We start from the raw sequence: 21,421 nt of genomic DNA, 5'->3' as shown, positions 1-21,421 counted from the left end.
TTTTATAAAAAAATATCAAAATGTTAAAAAATTGTGTATTACTTTCAAAAGTAATATTTTTATTTTGACATTTTGATATAAAAATATACAAATTTTAATTAGGATTTTTTAAGAATTTGTCCTTCTTTGTAACTAATCTTTCTAGTTCTTGACATTTTTTGCAATATTGTTTCTAAGTATTCATTCATTTGTTTTGATAATACTGTATAACCACAAAGATTAATAATTTGTTTTTTAAGAATATTAGCATCGATTTTTTCTTGGTTATCAACAATTGCTAAAATTCCATTTTGTAATTCTTGTCAATAAATGTTTTTAAAAATACGACGTTCTGATTTTTCGATAATTGTTTGTCTAAATTTTATTTCTTGGTTTGCAAAGCAAATAAAATCATCGTCAAATTTAATTTCAAAATCTTTTTTATGTTTATTTAATATTTTCTTAAAGTCGATATTAGTTTGTGAGCTTCATTGTTTTTGTCCCATAAATTCAAGAATGTATTTTTTGACTTCATCAATATTAATTGGACTTAAAAGTTTTAAAAAATTTATTAAAGCTAAATCACTATCTTTAAATTCACGTTTTGCTTTTTTATAAGTTTTTTCATATGAAGGATATTTTTCAAAAGTTAGTTTTGTTGTTTTAGATTTTTTAGGTTGTAATGATTTTGTTTCATTAACAATTTTCAAACCAATTTTTTTATCTTTTGAATTGGTTTTTACATTGATATTTTCATTAATAAAGTCGAAAAGTTTTTGTTTTTCTTGATCATAATTTTCAAATCAATAGCTTGATCAAATACGATAAATTTTTCATCCATTGTTTTGCAATAATATTGGTCTTAAAATATCTCTATCTTGCATAGAATCTGAATTTTTATCTACACTGCCGTCACACTCAATACCTATAACAAATTCTTTTGTTTTTGGATCTAAAATAACCATATCTAATTTGTAATTACTTTCACCAATACTTAAACTAACATCATAACCTGCATTGGTCAATTCCTTATAAATTGTTTGTGCAAAAAGAGAACTCTTTATGTTTGAATCTTGTTGATTATTTAAATTTAAGTGATTTCTTGCGTATTCTAAATAATTTTTAAAGAAGATAATTCCACTTGATTGTGTTTTTGATAAATCAATATCTTCAGGATAAAGAGAAGACACTAAAATCATTGATTCTTTTGCTCGTGTAAATGCAACGTTTAAACGTTTGTATCCGTGATTAATATTGTTAATTGGTCCAAAATTCATTGAGATTCTTTGATTTTTGTCATAACCAAAAGTTGTTGAGATGATAATGATATCACGTTCATCACCTTGAACACTTTCAACATTTTTTACAAATAAATAATCTTTATTGTTTTGTGTATTTATAATGCTTAAAAGTTTTTTGTCTTCTTTAGCAATTTTATTTAATTTTTGTTGAATTAATTTTTGTTGTTGAGTGTTATATGTTACAACCCCAATACTTTTTTTGTTTTGATGTTTTTTTATAATGTTTTTAATTTGCTTAATAACTTCATCGGCTTCTTTTTCATTTGCACGATTTTCATAGATACCATTTACATAAACATATTGAAGCGATTCTAAATTATTCGGAATGTATTCAAAACGGTTCGGAATAGTAAATAAAGAATTTTTATAAATATCTTTATTTGAAGGTGCAATTAAATGTTCAAACTTACTACGATAGTGTCATTTTAAAGAAATGGTTGGTAAAATCGCTGACGCCGAATCTAATAAAGAATCAAAAGCTAGAATATCATCATAATCTTCTTTTTCTTCTTCAATTTTAGCTTCGTAAAAACTTGTAGGTGGCAGCTGATGACTATCTCCAACAATAACAACTTGTTTGGTTCTTAAGAGACTTGTTAATGCACTTTCTTGTTTTACTTGGCTAGCTTCATCAAAAATAACTAAATCAAAATTTATATCAGAATCTTTTAAGTAGGAACTAACTGATAAAGGCGACATCATAAAAATTGGTTTTAAATCTAGAATTAAATTTCCAATTTCTTCAAGCAGTTTTTTAATTGGACGAATATTTCGACTTTTAGTTGATTCTTTTTTTAGTAAAACAACTTCATTATTGTTTTCAGTTAATTTTTCATTGTTTTTAAAAGCATCCCAGATTTTTTGACTAAGTTTAGACTTAGATATTTCTAAAATAGAATGATGTAGATTTTGTAATTCCTGAATTTTTAAATCTAAAAATTTATATTCAGTATCACTAATTTCTTTTAAGCAATGTGTAATCAGCGATTGATAGAAAGCTTTTTCATAATAAACTTCGAAATCATCCTCTTTTTGTAATTCAAGAAGTTTAAGCGCAAATTCTTTAACTTCACTATTTTCAAAATTTAACACAAAGTTATTAAGATCAAAAATATTCATAACACTGGTTCAGTTGGTTAAAATCTTTTGAATATTTTTCATGTTTTCGTCAAAAGACAGATCTAAATCAAAATCAAAATAGTGGTGAATAAATTCAATGCTTTGTTTATATTGACCAGCAAAATTGTTTAAGTTTCCATCATTAAGGTTTAGCTTAATAAAATCGTATAAGTCTTTATAACTGTGTTGAATTAAAAATTTATTATCAAGGAATATTTCTCTAGTTTTTTTCATAAATAAAGCAAAAGAAATTCAATTGTATAAATCCTCTTTATCTTTAAAATCAATATACATGTTATATTGTTTGATTATTGTTTGAATATTTTGTTTATATTCTAAATATTCTACTTCATCATCATTAATTGAATACAAGTCTTGTTTTTTAAAATCAATACCATATTCTTTTAAAATTTTCTTAATAATTTGATATTTATAACTGAATGTCATTGAAACGTTAGATTTGTTTATAACTTTTGTAACATTAGCCATCTTGTCATTATCTAGTGCTAATAAGTAATTATCATTTTCATATCTTTTGCTCAAATTATGAATTTTTAAAAGATTTTCGATTAATCCACTTAACATAGAGTCATGAAGACTAAATGTTTTAACGAATTCATGTTTTTTTGAAAGCTCAATGAAATCGATGAAACGATTTACATCATTAAAACTATAATTTGCATAGTTTTGTTTTAGGAGAGTTGCAGAATATTTTTTAACATCGTTTACTAAATTCAACAAGTTTAAAAATTCTTTTTGTAATCTTTGTGTATCTTCTAGTGAAATTTTTGCTTTTTTAAAATTTGAAAAAGGTTTTTCATAATAATTAGAAGTTAGTTTTAGCTTTTGATTTATTAGCTTAAATAAATTAATATTTTGCTCATTAAAATGTAAATTCATTTTATTTGGAGATTCGAAAATAAAATCTGTTTTATATTTTGAAGCAATGTTTTGATACAAACCAATAATTTCATATAAATTAAATTCTAAATAAACGTTTTTGTTTAAAACATTAAAATAATTTTTAATAAGTTTTTCATTATTTTTGTGATTATAAGTGATTTTTTGAATTGAATTTGATGCGTATTCACTTTGTGTATTGTCTATTTTATTTAGGGTGTTTATTAATTGTTCAATAATTAGTTTTTTGCTTTCATTTACATCGTAGATATCAAAAATAAAATCACCTAAATTTAAGTTAACTAATCATTGTTTTACAACATCAATTGCAGCTCTTTTTTCCGCAACGAATAAAACTTTTTTATTTCGTGCTACAGCTTCAGAAATCATATTAATAATGGTTTGGCTTTTTCCAGTACCAGGAGGACCTTGCAAAACAAATGATGAACCATTTATCATTGATTGAATTGCCACTTCTTGAGAGCTATCGCTATTTAGAGGATGATAGTAACTATCGATGTTAATGTTTTCTTGCGCTTGAAAAGAAGTTAATATTGGTACGTTTATATAAGATTTGCCATTTAATAATGAATTAATTAACTCATTATTTTCGAGATTTTGATAATTTTTTTCAATATCTTTAATTAGATTTATATTATTGAAATAGAAATTTGAAATAAAACTTTTATCTAAAACAGAAAATTTTATTTTTTCTGTTTTTTGTTGAAGATTAATAATAAACTGTTGAAATTGCTCTGCTTCAAGAGAATCGAATTTATATATTTCACTAATATCAAGGCGATATTCAATTTTAAGTTTTTCTATTAAAGAATAATTAATTTCAAACTCCGAAAAATCTAAATAAATTTCATATTTTGTATCTTCTATGGCTTGTTTTATTCTTATCGGAATAAAAATTAAAGGTGATTGATATTCTCTTGCACTTTTATCATTTCATTTTAAAATTCCCAAAGTAAGATATAAAACTTCAATTCCGTATTCCTCTGAGTAAAAACTTTGCTTTGTAATAAGTTCTTTAACAACCTTGTTAAAATCTTCTTGTTTTTGTGAAGCTTTAATATTTCCATCAGATCTTTGTGAACCTAATAATAATTTTTTCTCGCTATTCATCAAAATAATTTGATTAGATGAAGTTAGTAATGATATCGTTGAAGAATCAGAAACAATGTTGATCGCTTTATTTTTAGCTGATAGGTTTAATAATTTACTCTTTAACTTATCGATATTTTCAGAAAATTTATTTTGCATACACACCCCTTAATAATGATTTAATAAATTATAAAAAATAAGATTAAGAAACTTAAGAAAAAGTAAAAATAAATGAAAAAATCAGGAACCCCTGATTTTCAAATTATTTTTGCACGATAACTAAAGCTGGTTTTATAACACGATCATGTAATTTATATCCATTGCTTTTTACTTTTAGAATTTTATCTTTTGGCTGCCCCTGATCAGCTAATTCAAAAACTTGTTGTGTATGAGGATTAAAATCAGAACCGATTTCAGGAATTATTTTTTGAACCCCGTTTTCTTCAAGAATTTTTTCAATTCTTGAAAGAAGCATTGTAAATCCTTTTGCGTATGATTGTACTACATCATTATTTAAATTAAATCCTGATTTTACTGCCAAGTCTAATTGATCAAAAGCGACAACAAAATCTTCCATGAATGATTGAGTTGCGTATTTTTTAAAGTTTGCACTTTCTTGTTGAAGATGTTCATAATTTTTAGATTTTTGAGCTTCTAATTCTTCGTGAGCTTTTAATTGAATTGCTTCTACTTTTTTCTTAAATTCTTCAATATTTTTTTTGTTTTCTTTTTCTAAATTCATTATTTTTACATTAGATAATAATTCACTAGATTCTGATTTTAAAAGTTTTTGTCTTAAATCTAAAATCATTTGTTTATCATTTTTTTCAGTTTGCGAAGCTTTTTTTAATTTTAAGATTTTAAATTTATACACGTTTTTTTTGTTTTCACTCACAAATTTAATTTCTTTATTTAGGTTTAATTTATCATTATTTTCCAAAATATATTTTTCAAGTTCACTAGGTAATTGATTAAAACCAAAAATAACTTTTTTTGTGTCAAATGAAAGTTCTTCATTTTTTTTGTTATCAGTTTTAGTGTTTAAAGAAACTGTTAATGTATCAAATTGTTCAATTAATAATTTTGTTTCATTCATAAACTAATATCCTTTCTTTAATAGCTTTTCAACAATTGACATTGCTTCAATTGCTTTTTCATAATTCATTCTTTTTGGTCCCACAATCGATATTTCTTTAATATTATCAGAATTTTGAAATTCAATTTTTTTTGAAATAAGACTAACATTTTGATCATTATTAATGTCAAATTTAATAGCAGATTCTTCATCTAAGTCTTGTTCTAAGGCTTCTCAAACAGAATGGTTTTCTATCATTTCAAATATTTCAGTAATTTGTTCACGTGAAATATCACGGGAAAGAATGATTTGATTTTTATTATAAATTTTTGATTTGAAATTGCTTTCAAAAGTTAAAATGTTTTTAATAAATTCTTGCATTAAAATTTCGTAATTTTTGACTTTTTCAGCAAGTAATGGAGCGAGCGCTTTTGCTTTTTCTTTTAATTCAATTAAAGGTGTGTTAATTAATCTGTCTTTAAACAAACGAACAGCAATTCTTACATCATCAAGTTGAATTTTTTCGTTATCATAATTAAATACTTTTGATTCAACTTTACCACTAGAAGTAACTAAAACAATAATTGCACTATCTTCGCCCAAGACAGTTAATTGAATTGATTTTAAGACCTCATCAGAATTTTCTGAAACTGTAACAAGAGTAAGTCCAGCAACTTCACTTATTACGTTAGCCGCTTGTTCAATTGTTGTATCAATTGACAAACGACGTTTTGCAAGCATATCTTCTAATTTTTCTTTGAAATATTTTTCTGGATTATAAGCTAAAAATTTAGCATAAAACTCAAGACCTTTTGAAGAAGGAATACGACCACTAGAAGTGTGATTTTTTTCAATATATTCTTTTTCTTCTAGATTAGACATAATGTTTCTAACTGTTGCTGGCGAACATTGTAAATGATATCTTTCACACAAATATTTTGAACCTACTGGATTTCCTGTTTCGATATAACTATCAACAATTTTTTTAAATATGTCACGTTCTTTTGGATTTAAATTACTCATAATAACCTCTTAAAAATTATACACTAATTTTAGCATTCATTAGCACTTTTATATTTTGAGTGCTAAATATATTTGTTATAATTGTTTTTATGGAAAAAAAAGAATTAAATGAAAAATTAATTGAATATTTTGATGCTGAAAGTAAAAAAGTATCAAAAAAGATTAAAATTGATGTATTTTTTCAATCACTTTTTGATGCAATAATTATCTTAATTAACTTAAGCATTATTGGAATTGCAAGTTATGCAATTCACTTAGGTAGACAGAGAATAGAATCCCTTAAAGAAGCTGGACAATTTAGTGAAAAAATTAATGAACCTATTGTTTTGACAATCACTGTTGCTGTATTCACAATTTTAATTTTTATTTTCGCAATTATTCAATCAATTTATAAATCTTTTGCGAAAACTTATACCTATAAAAAAATGTATGAATCATTAGAATATATCTCAAAAATATTTATAAATATGATGAAGATTTCAGTAAAGAAGACTATTTAGAAAACAAACAAAAAATTGAAAACTTAGAAAAAAATAAAGCTAATCAAAGTATCAAAAATATTATTTTAAATACTTTAAAGGGTGAAAAAGATGAGTAGAAATACGCCGAAATTAGAAGAATACAAAGAATTAAATGATTTTGTGCAGTGATACACAAGCAAAATGAAAAGAAGAATCAACTTGTGAGGTTTTTGATTTATTTTACTAAATGTTTTAATCTTAATTATTACTGTTGTGCTTTCTATTCTTGGGTCAATTCAGCTTTACTACAATTTTAAAGCTTTTGGAGAAGATAGCTGATCGAAATACTTATTGATTACTACTGGAATAACTGCTGGAACTACTTTTTTCACAAGTATTATGTCTTTCTTTTCGCTCCGTAAAAAAATAATTAAATATCGTGACAGACTCGACAAAATTAATGTCGAATTAGTGCTATATAATCAAAGATTAGGTGAATACCGCCACAAAAAGCGTGATTTAAACTTTTATAAAAATTTCTGTGAAATTTGTTCATTAAACTATGAAGGAATAAGCTATGGAACAAGAGACAAACAACAATAAAGATTTAAGCGTTTTAACTGACTACGAAGAAAAACATAAACGTTATCGGAAAAAATATGTTATTTCAAGACTAATTTATATTGCAATCAGTCTTCTTATTATGATTATTTCATCACTACAAATTCTTTTAAACTTATTTGCAATTCGTTGAAATGAAGATCCTACTTTAAAACTTTTATTTTTAATTATTGCCATATTATCAGCAATTGTTGTATTTATTCAATCAATAATGTTATTTTTTGATTTTAAGGGCGATCGCGATGCAAATATGACTAAATTAAGAAATATTCAAAATCTCAAAAAACAGTATATTGAAAATCCAGAAGTTGTTAATGTAACAAAATTAGCTAATCAAATTTATGATTTATCTAAAAATCAAAATTAGAAGTTGACAATGTCAACTTTTTTAATATTTATATTAGAAAAAGAATAAATAAAAAACTGACTTCTTCAGTCAGTTTTTGTTTGTTTTAAGCTGAAACTCAGTTAATTGGTAGTAGTACTAGTCCATAAAGAGCGATAATTGCAAAAGCGATTCCAATTACGAAAATAATTCCGACAAAAATTGTTTTTCAATGTCTTTTTAAAAATTTTCCAGTTTTGGTTAAAGTTTTTTTCATAATTATCCTTTTTGTCCACTACCTTGTCTTGAAATTGCTTTCATGATTCTTCCTCTGAAAATAAAGTATGTAACAAACATAGGAAGAATAACAAGAATTGTTGCTGCCATCCGGATACTTCTAACAATTTGAGTATCTTCAGGGTTCATTTCATTTTTACCTGTAGTGAATAATCATACGTTCATTACTGTATAACCACCATCACCTTTAGAACCTAAAATTAATTGTGGTCAAATGAATGAGTTTCATGAAGCAAGAGCTGTTAGAATACATACTGTTCAAAGTGTTGATTTAATCATTGGAATTGCAATTCTAACAAAGAATTTTAATTCGCTTGCTCCATCAATCATTGAACTTTCTTTAACTGAATCAGGAATCGCTTCGAAAGCATTTCTAAACATAAATCCTGAGAAAACACTAGCAACGAAAGGCATTGTAAGTGCTACCATTTTTCATGAACCAACGTGGAAGTTTAAACGTACAACAACTTGATATTGTCCAGCTAGTAAAGCTGTTTCTGGTAAAACTAGTAGCGCTAAGAAGAAAGCTCATGAAAGATTTTTGAATCTTCATTTTCTTAAGCTAAATGCATATCCAAATGTCATAGCAAAGAAGATACGACATGTAACACTTAATGCAGTAGTACCTGCAGTGAATAAGATTGCATTGAAGTAACCCTTTTGAAAGGCATTAACAAAGTTTGATCAATCTAATTCTAACTTACTTGATGTAGTTGAGTGTGGATAATAGAAGATAGTTTGAGTATCTGAAGATGATGCAGCTGGTACAAGTGATTGTGAAATCATGAAGTAGAAAGGGAATAAAATTATTAGTCCAAAGAAACCGAGAATGGTTATTTTGAAAGCAAGTGAAAGAATTTGTGCAACTAAGTTTCTAGTTTCGACTTGAGAAGTAAGGTTTTGTTGTTTAGATTTTAAAGATTTTTTTTGAAAATGATGTTTGATTCTTAATCTTGTTTGTGACACGTCTTACCCCTAATTTTGTACTCAAGTCATATGAAATTGAAACTACTTTTCTTAGCCCGAATGAAATAATTACCCCTAAAACGAATAATACTAATGAAGCTGCACCAGCTTTATAGAATTGGGCACTTTGAACCATGTAGTAAATATATAACATGATTGTTGAACCACCATTTGAGAACGCTTCAACTGGTTGGTTGTTAAATAAAGCTAGTGGGAAAGTTTTAATTCCCCCAATAATTCCGATTGTAATTAAGAAAGAAATTGTTTTTCTAATTGATGGTAGTGTAATTGCAAAAAACTGTTTAAATTTGTATGAACCATCAATAGAAGCTGATTTATAAAGCATAGGACTAACTGAAAGCATTGCTGAAGTTAGAATTAGAATTTGGAATGCTAGATTTCCCCAAACACCGTTAACTAAAATAGCAACAAATGGATATCATGATGAGTCCGAACCACTTGTTAATCATGGTATTTTAACTCCAAAAATTGAGTTAACAATCCCCGCATTTGTATCAAAAATGTAGAAGAATGTAACACTAACTGCGATCGCACTAGTTACATATGGTAAGAAGAAAATTGTTTGTCAAAATCCTCTTGCTCATTTTCTAATAACATGAGCTATTGCCGATGAAATAATAATTGAAATACATAAAGAAATTGGCAGTGATGTTAATGAATAAACGATTGAATTTCTGATTCCAACTAAAAATCATGGATTTGAAAAAATATCGGGAAAGTTTTGTAAACTCGGAACAGTTTCTCATGCATGGAAACCAACTTGTTTAGTAAATGCATTAGAAATTGTAATAATAAAAGGAATTAATGTAAATAATAAAATGGTTAATAAAGAAGGAAGAATTAATAAAAGTGGCTTATAGAATTTTTCATTTCTGTTTAAAATACTTAAACCTTGAATCGATTTTTTAATTCTAAACTTCTTTAAAAATAAATTTTTGAAGAAGTTAGTCATTTTATTCAACTCTCTTTCCTGTTTCAATGTCAAATAAATGTAATTTTTCTGGTTTTTTAACACCTAATGTAATAACTTCACCAAGTTCGTAACGTTCTTTTTGAGTTAAGTAAACGTTGGCGATTGTATTAAGATTTTCTAATTCTAATTGTGATTGAATTTCTTTTCCTAGATATTCAACAACTTTTAGTGTTCCTTTAATGAAACCATTATCCATTTCTGATAATGTTTCAGATCTGAAACCAACTCTAATTTTTGATTTTGTGTAATCTTTAACTTTTCTAATTTTTGTATTATTTATTACAACATAACCATCGACAACATCAGCATCAACGATTGTCATTTCTGGCATTCCTAAGAATTTAGCAACAAATTCGTTTGTAGGACGTTCATATAGATCCATTGGAGAACCAATTTGTTGAACTTGCGCTGTTGACATACATACAATTCTGTCACTGATTGACATCGCTTCTTCTTGATCGTGGGTAACAAATACTGTTGTTATTCCACTTTCTTGTTGAAGTTGTCTAATTCATTTTCTTGTTGAAATTCTTAATTTAGCATCTAAGTTTGAAAGTGGTTCATCAAGTAGTAAAATTTTTGGTTTTTTAACGATTGCCCGAGCAATAGCTACACGTTGTTGTTGCCCACCACTTAGTTGAGTTGGTTTTTTGTATAAGTTTTTAGTAATTTCAACTTTTTGAGCAACTTCTAGAACATCACGATTTATAGCATCAGAAATTGATAAAACATCTTTTGCTAATTCATGAATTTCTTCTTGATCTGATTTTGGTAATTTAGTGATTAATTCTTTAATTTTTCCACTAAATGTTTTAGCTTTGACTTTGTTTGATAAGAAAATTGAGTCAAAAACTAATTGCATGTTTGATTTGTATTTTTCAAAGATATCTGCTTTTATTTTTGCATTTCTTTGTTTTGTTGCTCTAATATCATCATTAATTTTGTGTTTAGATTCTAGTAATTTTTCATATTTGTATCTTGATTCTCAAGTTGCTAGAGTTAATATATTTTTTTGTTTTGAAGTTGAATATTCAAATTTATAAATTTTATATAAAGCTTTATCATAAGCTTTTAAGAAAGCGTGAGAAATAATGTTTCTGTTTTCAATACTTTGAATTTCTTTAAAAACATTTTGCATTAATGTTGAGTAGTTTTCGCGAATATCAACAACTGTTTTTTTAATATTCGCAAGTCTTTTTTCTTGTTCTTCGTAAATTTTTAATTTTAATGGTAACTTTAATTCATTTTTTTTGTATTTAGCGTAAAGTTTTTTTAGTTTTAATTTATCTAAAACATTTGCGCTTTTTCTTAATTCTAAAGAACTTAGATGACTATTTCAGCCTGCCATTATTTCTTCAAATTCAGCAAGGATTTGACCATTAATTGCATGAATTGATTGTTTTTCTTCTGCACGAAGAGTTTTTTCGGTTTCAATAAATTTTGAAACTTCTGAATTTAGTTCATTAATAATTTGTTGTTCTTTTTCTTTAGCACCTAAATATTCAGGATCAATTGAAAAATCAATAACTGTTTTTGAAATATTGTATTGGTTTCGAATTTCTTTAGAAGTATTAATTACTTTTGCAGTTAAAGTATTAGAGTCAGCAATTTTTTTAGCTTGTAAACGGTTGAATTCATTTGAGCTTTTTTCAGAAATATTGCTTTTTGTTGATTGTAATTCCAGTAGATATTTATAACCCTCTTTAGGATTATCAATTGTCATGTAAAATATTTTTCTTAATTCTGTAAGTTGATTATCTTGAGCTTTGAAATATTGTAATAACTTTTCGTAAATTTTATGTTGAGCAATTCTTGAATTTTCGATTGTTTCTGATTTTCAATGTTCATCATTAGTTAAAGGAAAGGCAATATTATCATAAACACTCATGTGTGGATAAAGAGCATAGTTTTGGAAAACAAGCCCTAATTCTCTTTGTTGTGGAGAATATTTTGTAACATCAATCCCACGGAAAAAGATTTTTCCACTTGATGGTCTTAATAAACCTGAAATAGCATTTAGTGTTGTTGATTTACCACTTCCTGAAGGACCTAGTAAAGTAACCAATTCTCCTTCTTCAATATTAAATGAAACATTATCAACTGCAACTGCATCACCAAAATCAATAACTAAGTTTTTAATTTCGATTGCAGGGGTTGTTTTTTTTGCAATATATCTTTCTTTTGAATATTGATAAATTTTTTCTTGCGCTTTGTCAATATTATTTGGCATATAACTCCTTATCTAGTTTTTATCTTTTTTCTTTTCATCCAACTGTTGTTTTAAGAATTTAAAAATATTATTTTCGGCTGTTGTTTGTTTTGGATATCTTGTTAATTCTGGAAGTAAAACATCTGATGTTATAACATCTCCATGACTTCCATACACCTCATCTTGTAATTGATATGGATAACGGTAATTATTATAGAAGTTTTTACGATTTAAGATTGCATTATTTCATGCGTAAGCAAAATCTCATAAAAATAATTGTTGGAATGTTTCGGCTGGTTCATCAGGGTTTTCTTTAATTTGTGGATTTTCGTATTTACCAGTTGAAACATCGGTTGAATTTATTCTTGAAACTGTAAATCCATTGTAAAGCATTTCTATTTCAAAAATGTGATTATAATCTGAAAGCGATTCAGGATTTTCTTTGTCAGAAAACAGGGTTATTCCAATAACTCTATCGTATGATTTTACGTTCAAGTCAGCAATTAAAATAACTTTTCTATGTGGTGTTAATAAAGATTTTGCAAATTCAGTATCTCTATCTGAAAATGATTGTTCTTTTTGGCTAACTCTTTGAACTTTGTCACTTTCTGTTTCTGGTGTGTCAATTCCTCATGAACGAACTTTTACTTTTTGTGTGCTAAATTCATTTGGTTTATTTGGATTTGGAACTTTAATTTTTAAAGTATAAGTATCACCATCAAAAACATTTACAACTTCACCTTCATAATGTTTAAATAGATCTCAATAACTTTCTGTAACTCTTGTTTTTCTTAATGAAGTTGGAGTTAATTTTTTTTCAAAAGTAAATGTTTGATTTAGTTTTTGTGTAACATGGGCAGGATCAAAATTTAAAATTTGTTCTTTTTGTTTATCTAAGAATTCTTTATATTCACTATTCTGGCAACTTGTTGCTAGTGAAACAAAAGCAGTAGTGCTTATTGCACTAACTGCTAGCAAAGAAAATAATATTCTTTTTTTGTTTTTAAGCATAATTATCTAACCGCTTGTTTAATTTTTAGAACAAATTGGTTGAATGACATTTCTTTACCTTGATCTGTTGTTGTCATGAAACTTTTTCCTGCTGCTTCAAGTCCTTGTCTTAATGTTTGAGATTTAGGAGCGGCTGGATCTTCTACTAATTTGTTACTGTTAGGATTTGTTAAGACATCTTTTAAAGCATCAAATGTTATTTCAGTCGCTTTATTTAATTTTAGTTTTTTGTAGGCTTCTGAATTTTTATCTAAACTTAAGATATTTTTTGTAGGTGCAATATATGAACCATATGCAGCAATAATTTCAACTGGTGTTGAATTTTCATAAGTTTTTTTATCAACAGTTAAAGTAATTCTTTCTGAAATTAATCATTTAATAAATGCTTTTGTTGCTTTATCTTCTTTGTCATTAGCATGAACCCCCATAATTGAAGGACCTTGTGTTAAGAAGTAATTTGTTGTATCTGTTGATTTAACTTTTGAAGGAGCAGCGATTCAGTCAGCATCTAATTCATTAACAACTCCAGATCCACTTGAAACTGATTTTATTAAGTATTTTTGTGGTAAGAAGAATAAGTCGTATAGTTTACCACTTGGACCTTGTTTCATTTGTCCAAGATATTTAACTTCTTTATTAAATTCGAAATCAGCATCATCATCAAATTTATATTTAACAACTTTTTTACTTTCATCATAAACAAAAGGAGTTCCATAAACCAAGAAACCTTCTTGATTTTGAATTTCCGCAAATTTAGCATCTGCATTTTTGTCACTTAAAATATAGTCGTGTTTTCCAACTTTTTTTTCAGTTGATTTTAAAATTGGGTTTTTGTATTGTTCACCCTCAAGGATGGCTCATTGTTTTTGTGCATCAGTTGGGGCTAATTTAGAACCAACATTTGAGATACTTGTAATTTTGTCAAAAACATTCTTTTTAGCGCTTAATTCTGGAATATTTGTTGCAAAGTGGAATTTTTTAACTACTGCATTATCTTTATAGAATGTATGTGAATATCCTGCTGTTGAACCTAATGAAAATGCCATTTTTTGGACAGTTAATGAACTTGAACCATATGCTCCACCACCACCTACTCAGATAGCATTTGCTTCAAATCCTGGTTTAAATAATTCATAAACGGCTTTAAGAGTTTTGTTTTGTGGTGTTCCGCTTGTGTGGAATGATTTAAAGTTATATCCACCATCAACAACTTCTGACGCATCTTTGTTTACTAATGCATCATTGGTTGAACCAACTAATGAATCAGCAGCAACGAATGTTTGGTTAGGGAAAGAGTCTAATCCTAAAACGTAGTATGTTGAATATGGATACATTTTTTTTGCATATTTTGAGAATTTAATAAGTTCTTCATAAGAAGTAAAAATACTGTCAGATATTGTGTAGTTTGCTAATTCTGATTTTAATTCGTTTTTATATTCAACTTCAGAATCTTTAATTTTTCCTGATTCTCAGATTTTGTCAACTTCACCACTTTCACCAGTTGTGTGTGGTTTTTTGTAGTAATCCACGTATGATTTCATTAATGTTGCGTTTGGATCAAGTGTTGCTCCTAAAGCAACTAATTCTGTTGCAAATTTTCCTACTAAAATTTTATCAATTGTTAACATTTCCCCTGATTTTGTCATTGGAATTGTTAATAGGTGATTATCTTTATTACCTGAAATTGTTGAATTAACATCTAAGAATGTTTCTGAAAAGATTGAATTTATTGTATCTTTTAAATCATCAAATGGTAATTGCATATCATAGGAAAGGATTGTTGATGCAACTGTTGGATATTGAATAACAACGTTTGCTAATGTACCTTTATCACGTGCGTTTAGTTTTGCTTGAAGAGTTGTATCTTGATATCCTTTACCAGCTATTTCGATATTTACTGGTAAGAAATCTTCTGCATTTGTTTGGTGTTTGTTGTAATAATCAACAACTTCACGTAAAATCTGTCCTTGTCTGTTTGAATCTGATCATGGTGATAGAATTAATAGTTTTCCATCATCATTTTGATCAAATCTTCCTGCTTGACAACTTGCAGCTAATCCTGCAACTGGTGCTACTAAAACGGCTGTTGCCGCTAGAAATTTAGTGACTTTTTTCATATTCACTCCTTTAGGTTGAATTATTTTAAAAAAACAGACCTCAAAAGAGGCACTTAGGCCTTAATTGTATGGTCTGTTTTAGTAATTGATTTAATTGCTTTCATAAATATATTTTCATCTCTAATTTTAATATAAATTTAAAAAAAGTATTAAAAAAAACAAATATAAAAAAATATTATTTTTTGAATTTTTAAAAAAGACAAAAGTTAATACAAAAAATGCGAAAAAACTCTTTTTCTAAGGGTTTTTCGCATTTTTTTTAAAAATTATTATTTAAATGATTTTTCGATTCCAATTAATCTTAAAACATCTTCATGAACTTTAGCAAGTGATGATGTTGATTTTTCAAATGCTTGTCATTCTTCTTCATTTAATGATGGTTTTGTTGATAAATATTCGTATCCATTTTCACCTAAAACTACTGGAATAGATGTATAAATTCCTGAATTTTTATATTCTTCTGGTAATTTAACTCCTAAAGGAAGTACTGAACGTTTATTGTTTACAATAGCGTCAGTAATTTCAAATAGTGAAGTTCCAATTCCAAATTGTGTATTACCTTTACGTGAATAAATGTATAGTCCTTCAGCAACAGTGTCTTTTAGAATTTGTTCTAGTTCTTCTTTTGAGAATTTGTTTGCTTTAATTAAATCTGACATCATTGTGTCACCAACTTTTAAAGTTGATCATGCAGCCATTAATGAAGCTCCGTGTTCTGCTAGTGTATAACCTAGAACTGAATCAGCTGTAACACCTAATTTTGCGGCAACAAATTTTCTCATACGTGCTGTATCTAATAATGTTCCTGTTGAAAGAACTTTATTAAATGGAAGTCCTGATGCGTAGTGAATTGCAGCAGCCATAACATCACATGGGTTTGCGGCAACAACAACACAACCTTTAAATCCTGCAGCTTTTAAATCGTCTCCAAATTTTTTCATTAATAGAGCATTATCAGCAGCTAATTGTAGACGGTCTGTAAGCTTTTTCATAGGAATTGAAGCTGTAATAATAACAACATCTGCATCTTTTGAGTCTTCTAATAGAGTTCCTTTTTTGAATGTTGAATTGTTTCTTGGCATCAATGCGACCATATCTTGGAAGTCGTGTGCATGTGCTTCACAAATGTCTTCATTCATATCAACAAATACGTAGTTTGCTTGTAGTCCGCGACTAACAGCAATATTTGTAAATGTAAATCCTACATTTCCCATTCCTACTACGATAATTTTTTTCATAATAATTCCTTCACTTTAAATGTTTTTATATATAAAAGAGTCCCCGAAAGGACCCTTGGTATTTTTAGAATTCTTAAGATCCTAATATTTAACTAAGCTAACGCTACTGAAAGCATTGAAGCTGCTGCATGTGTTTGTGGAGCAACTTCTTTCATTGCAACATAACCAATAATTACTCAAACTGGCATTGCAATTAAACATAGTAATGTTGAAAGTGCTGAAACTTCAGCTGTTAAGCTTGTTTCTGGGTGGTTGTTTGCAACTGAGAAAATAATACATACAGCTGCTGGAGGAGTAGCTCCTAGTAATACTAGAAGTGTTCCTGTACTTGTTGTAATTAATCCTCCTGCTACTAATGCCATTCCGATGAATAACATAATTAGTGGCATTAAAATTAATTTTAAAGCTGTTGTTGTTCAAACTGTAGCTGATTTTGCAGCTTTTTTAATGTTTGAATTTGCTAATGTTCCACCAATTACTAATCATGCAAGTGGTGAAATAATTCCAACTCCTGAATCTAGAACTTTACCGATAGCTGGTAAGTTTGTTTTAAATCCTGCTCAGAATTGTTTACCACCATCTGATATTTGGTATGGTTTCCCATCAACTATTGCATATTTGTGTGGTACTGCGAATTGAATTGCTCACATAATTAGTGAGAAGTATAGACAGCACATCATTGGACTAAACACAGCTTTTATAACTGGTTTAATGTTTTTTGTAGAAACTTTTGTTCCTGAATATTTAAGCATTACGTATGAGAATGCACCAATCATATATGGAATACATCATACTTGTGCAAGTGCTAAAGCACTACCGTCAAAAATTGAACCTGACATTGCAATAACCATTGGGTATGCAAAGAATTGTAGTGATCCATATGAAAGCATTAAAACGATTGTTAATAATCTTGCTTCATATTTAGCAACTGCTGCTGCTTTGAAGTGTTCTGAAGATTGAGATTTATCTGAAGCTTCGTACATTTCTAAAGCTTTTCTTTGAATTGCTCTTGGCATCATTTTAGGACCGAATTTAACAATTAATTCGGAAATAACTGCTGCTAGAACGTAAAATACAATACTAATTCCAACAACAATACCAATTTCTTTTCCCAATTGTGCATTTGCTGGTTGCATGAATGCAACGATACATAAAAATGGTAAGGCTCATTTTAATGTAAATTGAGAAAGTTTTTGGTTTGTTTCTTTAGTAAAAAGACCCATTCTTGTTACTAAAAACCCAATAACAACGAATGTTAAAGTAGCAAGAACACCACCTCACATCCCTTGGGCTGAAATAACCTTTACAAAATGTTCCATTTTGTTTCCTTTTTTTAATAACTAACTAATATTTTTTACAAATGCTAGATTTTTTCTAGCTATTTAGGTGTTTCCACCTCAATTAAATAATAACATAATTATTATTAATAACATGAATATATTTCTTCTACCTTATTTAATAAATAACGCTAAAAAAATAGCTTTAGAAGGTATAAAATGAAAAAATTATAAAAAAACTGAATTATTTATTGAAAAAGTTATTTTTTACTTTTTAATTTTTAATATGGAAAAACCATAAAAAAATCAAAAAAAGGAGAAAAAAATGAAATTAGTACTCGCTGGAACCATCCGTTTTAGTAAAAAAATTTTCGAACACCTTATTGCAAATCATGATGTTGTTGCGATAATATCTCAGCCAAATCGTCAATATGATCGCAAAAAAAATCTTATTGACACAGAAGTAGCAAAGCTTGCAAAAGATGCTAATATTCCGCTTTTTCAACCTGAAAAAATTTCAGAGATATATTCCCAATTACAAGAACTAGATTTTGACTTTTTGATCACTGCTGCTTTCGGACAATATATTCCTGAAAAAATTCTAAAACTTGCTAAAATCGCTTCAGTAAATGTTCATGGTTCCCTACTAGAAAAATATCGGGGGGCAGCACCGATTCAACACGCTTTCTTAAATAAAGATAAACAAATGGGTGTTACTTTTATTTATATGACAAAAGAAATGGATGCTGGCGACATAATAGCAAAAGTAAGTTATGATGTTGAAAAAGAAGATACAGCATTAGAAGCATACGAGAAAATGGCTAATATTACAATTAAAAATATTGACTCTTGACTAGAAGGTTTAAAAGATAAAACTATCAAAGCAATCAAACAAGATGAAACCAAAGTTACTTTTGCAAATAAAATTTCAAATGAAGACGCACAACTTTTCTTAACTGATTCCGTTTCTGATGCATTGGCAAAAATAAAAGCGTTTAACAATCAACCTGGAGCTTTTATTTTCATGAACAATAAAAGGTTAAAAATATTCCGCGCTACTGATACTAAGATTTCAACTCCTATGAAATTAGATTTTAAAGACGGTACTCTTTACTTATACGAATACCAAATGGAAGGTAAGAAAAAAGTTACACATGAAATTTAATTTTCAAGATTTTTTACAAAATCAAAAACAAGAAAAATATTTTCAAAATATTGAATACAAAATAAACCAAAATATCTCTAAAATTACACCCAAAATTGAAAATATATACAATGCTTATGATTTAGATTTCGATAATTTAAAAGTTATTATCATTGGACAAGATCCATATTATCAGCCTCTTGTTGCTGATGGTCTTGCCTTTAGTAGCAAACTTAATAAAACACCAAGCTCTTTAAAAAATATTTTCAAAGAAATTCAAAATTGTTACCCTGAGTCAACTTTTGAAACAAATTCACTAAGATATTGAAAACAGCAAGGGGTTTTGTTGCTTAATACCTATTTAACCACATTTGAAAATGAAGCTCTTGCTTGCAAGGATTGAAATTGAGACATTTTTGTTTTATCATCAATTAAGCAAATATGTCAAAATCATAAAAATATTGTGTTTCTTTTATTGGGAAATTTTGCTCAAAAATTCATAAAACCAGTAGAAAAACAATACCCAAACAATCTTTTTCTTAAAACTTCACATCCATCAGGTTTAAGCTGTTATCGTGGTTTTATCGGAAGTAACATTTTTAAACAAGCAAATAATTATTTGATCCAAAAAAATAAAAACCCTATTGATTGATCAACTAAATTAATTTAAAAAAAATGTAACGCATTAAATCGTTACATTTTTGTTTTTTATTTTAATTCTTTAAGTAAATCATTAATTTCTTTTTCAAATTTAAAGGCAAAGTTTTTGTTGTTTTGAATATCGTTATATAGGGCATTTAATTTAGTTAAGAAATCTTTTTGATTTTTGATTTTTAAAATTAACTTCATATTTGGAACAGGGTGTCCAGAATTACTTATTATGTTATTCAAACCTTCTATTTCTATTCCTAATTTAGAAGTAATTTCTGTAGCAATTTTGTGATACATTAGAGATACTTTTGCAATAAGTTCTTGTCTTTTATTTTCGTCTTTATTTTTTTCTACAGTGTCTCAAATTGCTATGTCAAGATTTATGAAATAATTTTGAACACGTGTAAATACTTTTACTAAGTTATCTACTTTTTCTTTACTCGATAAATCACTTAATATTTTAGGGCTTATTAAATAGTCAACAGCAGTTGATAGAATTAAATAAAAATCATTATTTTCTTCAATAATACTTGGAACTGTTTCTCTAATTAAGTGTAATTTTATTTGAGTAATAATTGAATTTTTATCAAAAGAATCATTTAAATAATGTAAATGTCAAAGTTGATCTTTTAAAAGATCTACAATATTTTCTTCTTTAATTACATGAACATTATTTTTTGAGTCTAAAACCTTAAACTCCGAAATATTACGAATTGAATTTTCTCAGTTTTCATCATTTTTCAATGAATCAATTGTTAAAGCAAAAACATGATCATAAAGTTTTGTTGCAATATTCTCTATTTTTTTATCATTATTTAATTTTGATAAATCACTTTCGCTAGTAACTTTAATTTCAGCCACTTCTTTACTATTTTGATTACATTGTGCAGCAACCAAAGGAGTTGCAAGAACTGTTGTTGCTGCTAAAAAAGCTATTGAAGCTCATCCTAATTTAGTCTTTTTCATCTCTCTTCCTTAAAATTAAATATATATAAAAAATTATATTCCTCATAAATAAGAAGTCAAAAAAACCATAAAAATTTTCATAATTAAAAATATTTGACTTTTTTTGTTTATATAGTACAATATTCAATGTAGCAACCACAGAGAAGGTGTCCACCTGAACCCATTCCGAACTCAGCAGTTAAGCCCTTCATCGCCGACAATACCGTATGGGAAGATAGGACGTTGCTTTTTTTTATACTTTTTTTAATGATAAATAAACATTAGAATTCTATTTAATTTTTGTTTTCGCAAAAATTTATTTACCACAAGAAATTAAAACTTCTTGTGGTTTTTTGATATTTTAGACAATATTAAAATGTTTTAAAATAAAAAACGCATTCCTGTTTTTGGTTTGCGTTTAAAAATCTATATGTTGATTGAAATATTATTATTTTAAATTAAATAAGAATGTTTTGAAGTCCCCATCTTCAAATCCGTCTTTGTAAATATATTTAAGGTTTTGAAGATAACTTGCTTTTTGATGTTTATGTTTGGTGCCATCAATTAAGTTATAAGAGTAAATTGTATTATTGTCGTTAATCTTAATATCTCGTGAAACTTGAATTGGAGCCATTGTTGCTCTTTTCATTAAGTCTCC

General features: G+C 27.3%; 18 protein-coding genes and 1 rRNA gene. 6 read left to right on the top strand and 13 right to left on the bottom strand.

Translation table 4 applies throughout. The features are described 5' to 3' along the window. Window positions 1-98 precede the first annotated feature (98 nt). The 3 genes from JV175_RS04245 to hrcA form a co-directional block, all read right to left on the bottom strand. A complete protein-coding gene (locus JV175_RS04245) occupies window positions 99-4,568 on the bottom strand; it encodes a PDDEXK-like endonuclease domain-containing protein (RefSeq protein ID WP_205498156.1) in 4,470 nt (1,489 codons plus the stop codon). Between the two features lie 103 nt (window positions 4,569-4,671). Then, on the bottom strand, window positions 4,672-5,505 hold the full coding sequence (locus JV175_RS00150) for a nucleotide exchange factor GrpE (RefSeq protein WP_205498154.1): 834 nt from the start codon (window positions 5,503-5,505) through the stop codon (window positions 4,672-4,674). A 3-nt stretch (window positions 5,506-5,508) separates the two neighbouring features. Further along, on the bottom strand, window positions 5,509-6,507 hold the full coding sequence (gene hrcA / locus JV175_RS00145; RefSeq protein WP_205498152.1) for a heat-inducible transcriptional repressor HrcA: 999 nt from the start codon (window positions 6,505-6,507) through the stop codon (window positions 5,509-5,511). A gap of 89 nt (window positions 6,508-6,596) precedes the next feature. On the opposite strand from hrcA, the gene JV175_RS00140 reads away from it, so the two are divergent. The 3 genes from JV175_RS00140 to JV175_RS00130 all read left to right on the top strand — a co-directional run bounded on the left by JV175_RS00140 (window position 6,597) and on the right by JV175_RS00130 (window position 7,956). Beyond that, window positions 6,597-7,007, top strand: a complete 411-nt coding sequence (locus JV175_RS00140) for a hypothetical protein (RefSeq protein ID WP_205498150.1) — start codon at window positions 6,597-6,599, stop codon at window positions 7,005-7,007. 90 nt (window positions 7,008-7,097) lie between these two features. Next, window positions 7,098-7,571, top strand: a complete 474-nt coding sequence (locus JV175_RS00135; protein WP_205498148.1) for a DUF4231 domain-containing protein — start codon at window positions 7,098-7,100, stop codon at window positions 7,569-7,571. After that, entirely contained in the window at window positions 7,546-7,956 is a 411-nt protein-coding gene (locus JV175_RS00130; RefSeq protein ID WP_205498146.1) for a DUF4231 domain-containing protein, read from the top strand. Before JV175_RS00135 ends, JV175_RS00130 begins: the two co-directional genes overlap by 26 nt. An 85-nt stretch (window positions 7,957-8,041) precedes the next feature. On the opposite strand, the gene JV175_RS00125 is transcribed toward JV175_RS00130, so the two are convergent. The 8 genes from JV175_RS00125 to JV175_RS00090 all read right to left on the bottom strand — a co-directional run bounded on the left by JV175_RS00125 (window position 8,042) and on the right by JV175_RS00090 (window position 18,065). Beyond that, on the bottom strand, window positions 8,042-8,191 hold the full coding sequence (locus JV175_RS00125; protein ID WP_205498144.1) for a hypothetical protein: 150 nt from the start codon (window positions 8,189-8,191) through the stop codon (window positions 8,042-8,044). A gap of 2 nt (window positions 8,192-8,193) precedes the next feature. Further along, window positions 8,194-9,177 carry a carbohydrate ABC transporter permease gene (locus JV175_RS00120; RefSeq protein ID WP_205498142.1) on the bottom strand — a complete coding sequence of 328 codons (984 nt, stop codon included), beginning with the start codon at window positions 9,175-9,177 and terminating at the stop codon, window positions 8,194-8,196. Next, window positions 9,119-10,150 carry a carbohydrate ABC transporter permease gene (locus JV175_RS00115; RefSeq protein WP_205498670.1) on the bottom strand — a complete coding sequence of 344 codons (1,032 nt, stop codon included), beginning with the start codon at window positions 10,148-10,150 and terminating at the stop codon, window positions 9,119-9,121. Before JV175_RS00115 ends, JV175_RS00120 begins: the two co-directional genes overlap by 59 nt. Before the next feature lies 1 nt (window position 10,151). Further along, complete coding sequence (locus JV175_RS04240; protein WP_205498140.1) at window positions 10,152-12,401, bottom strand: ATP-binding cassette domain-containing protein; 2,250 nt, start codon at window positions 12,399-12,401, stop codon at window positions 10,152-10,154. A 12-nt stretch (window positions 12,402-12,413) separates the two neighbouring features. Continuing rightward, a complete protein-coding gene (locus JV175_RS00105) occupies window positions 12,414-13,391 on the bottom strand; it encodes a thermonuclease family protein (RefSeq protein ID WP_205498139.1) in 978 nt (325 codons plus the stop codon). A 2-nt stretch (window positions 13,392-13,393) separates the two neighbouring features. Then, a complete protein-coding gene (locus JV175_RS04235) occupies window positions 13,394-15,508 on the bottom strand; it encodes a P68 family surface lipoprotein (protein WP_205498138.1) in 2,115 nt (704 codons plus the stop codon). A 269-nt stretch (window positions 15,509-15,777) separates the two neighbouring features. Further along, window positions 15,778-16,746 carry a lactate/malate family dehydrogenase gene (locus JV175_RS00095; RefSeq protein WP_205498137.1) on the bottom strand — a complete coding sequence of 323 codons (969 nt, stop codon included), beginning with the start codon at window positions 16,744-16,746 and terminating at the stop codon, window positions 15,778-15,780. Between the two features lie 92 nt (window positions 16,747-16,838). Further along, complete coding sequence (locus tag JV175_RS00090; protein ID WP_205498136.1) at window positions 16,839-18,065, bottom strand: AEC family transporter; 1,227 nt, start codon at window positions 18,063-18,065, stop codon at window positions 16,839-16,841. Between the two features lie 283 nt (window positions 18,066-18,348). On the opposite strand from JV175_RS00090, the gene JV175_RS04230 reads away from it, so the two are divergent. Both JV175_RS04230 and JV175_RS00080 read left to right on the top strand, forming a co-directional pair. Beyond that, window positions 18,349-19,188, top strand: a complete 840-nt coding sequence (locus JV175_RS04230; RefSeq protein WP_205498135.1) for a methionyl-tRNA formyltransferase — start codon at window positions 18,349-18,351, stop codon at window positions 19,186-19,188. Then, window positions 19,178-19,837, top strand: a complete 660-nt coding sequence (locus JV175_RS00080; protein ID WP_205498134.1) for a uracil-DNA glycosylase — start codon at window positions 19,178-19,180, stop codon at window positions 19,835-19,837. The genes JV175_RS04230 and JV175_RS00080 overlap by 11 nt, the downstream gene beginning before the upstream one ends. Before the next feature lie 38 nt (window positions 19,838-19,875). Here the strand turns inward: JV175_RS00080 and JV175_RS00075 are convergent, their stop codons facing one another. Continuing rightward, window positions 19,876-20,784 carry a hypothetical protein gene (locus JV175_RS00075; RefSeq protein ID WP_205498133.1) on the bottom strand — a complete coding sequence of 303 codons (909 nt, stop codon included), beginning with the start codon at window positions 20,782-20,784 and terminating at the stop codon, window positions 19,876-19,878. 127 nt (window positions 20,785-20,911) lie between these two features. On the opposite strand from JV175_RS00075, the gene rrf reads away from it, so the two are divergent. Further along, window positions 20,912-21,015, top strand: a 5S ribosomal RNA gene (rrf, locus tag JV175_RS00070). Window positions 21,016-21,211: 196 nt separating this feature from the next. Here the strand turns inward: rrf and JV175_RS00065 are convergent. After that, window positions 21,212-21,412 carry a hypothetical protein gene (locus JV175_RS00065; protein ID WP_205498132.1) on the bottom strand — a complete coding sequence of 67 codons (201 nt, stop codon included), beginning with the start codon at window positions 21,410-21,412 and terminating at the stop codon, window positions 21,212-21,214. Window positions 21,413-21,421: the final 9 nt, after the last annotated feature.

The sequence above is a fragment of the [Mycoplasma] gypis genome, assembly GCF_016924775.1.
Classification (GTDB): Bacteria; Bacillota_I; Bacilli_A; order Mycoplasmatales; family Metamycoplasmataceae; genus Metamycoplasma; species Metamycoplasma gypis.
Note: the sequence above shows the minus strand (reverse complement) of the source record. Positions and strands in the feature narration are given on the sequence as shown.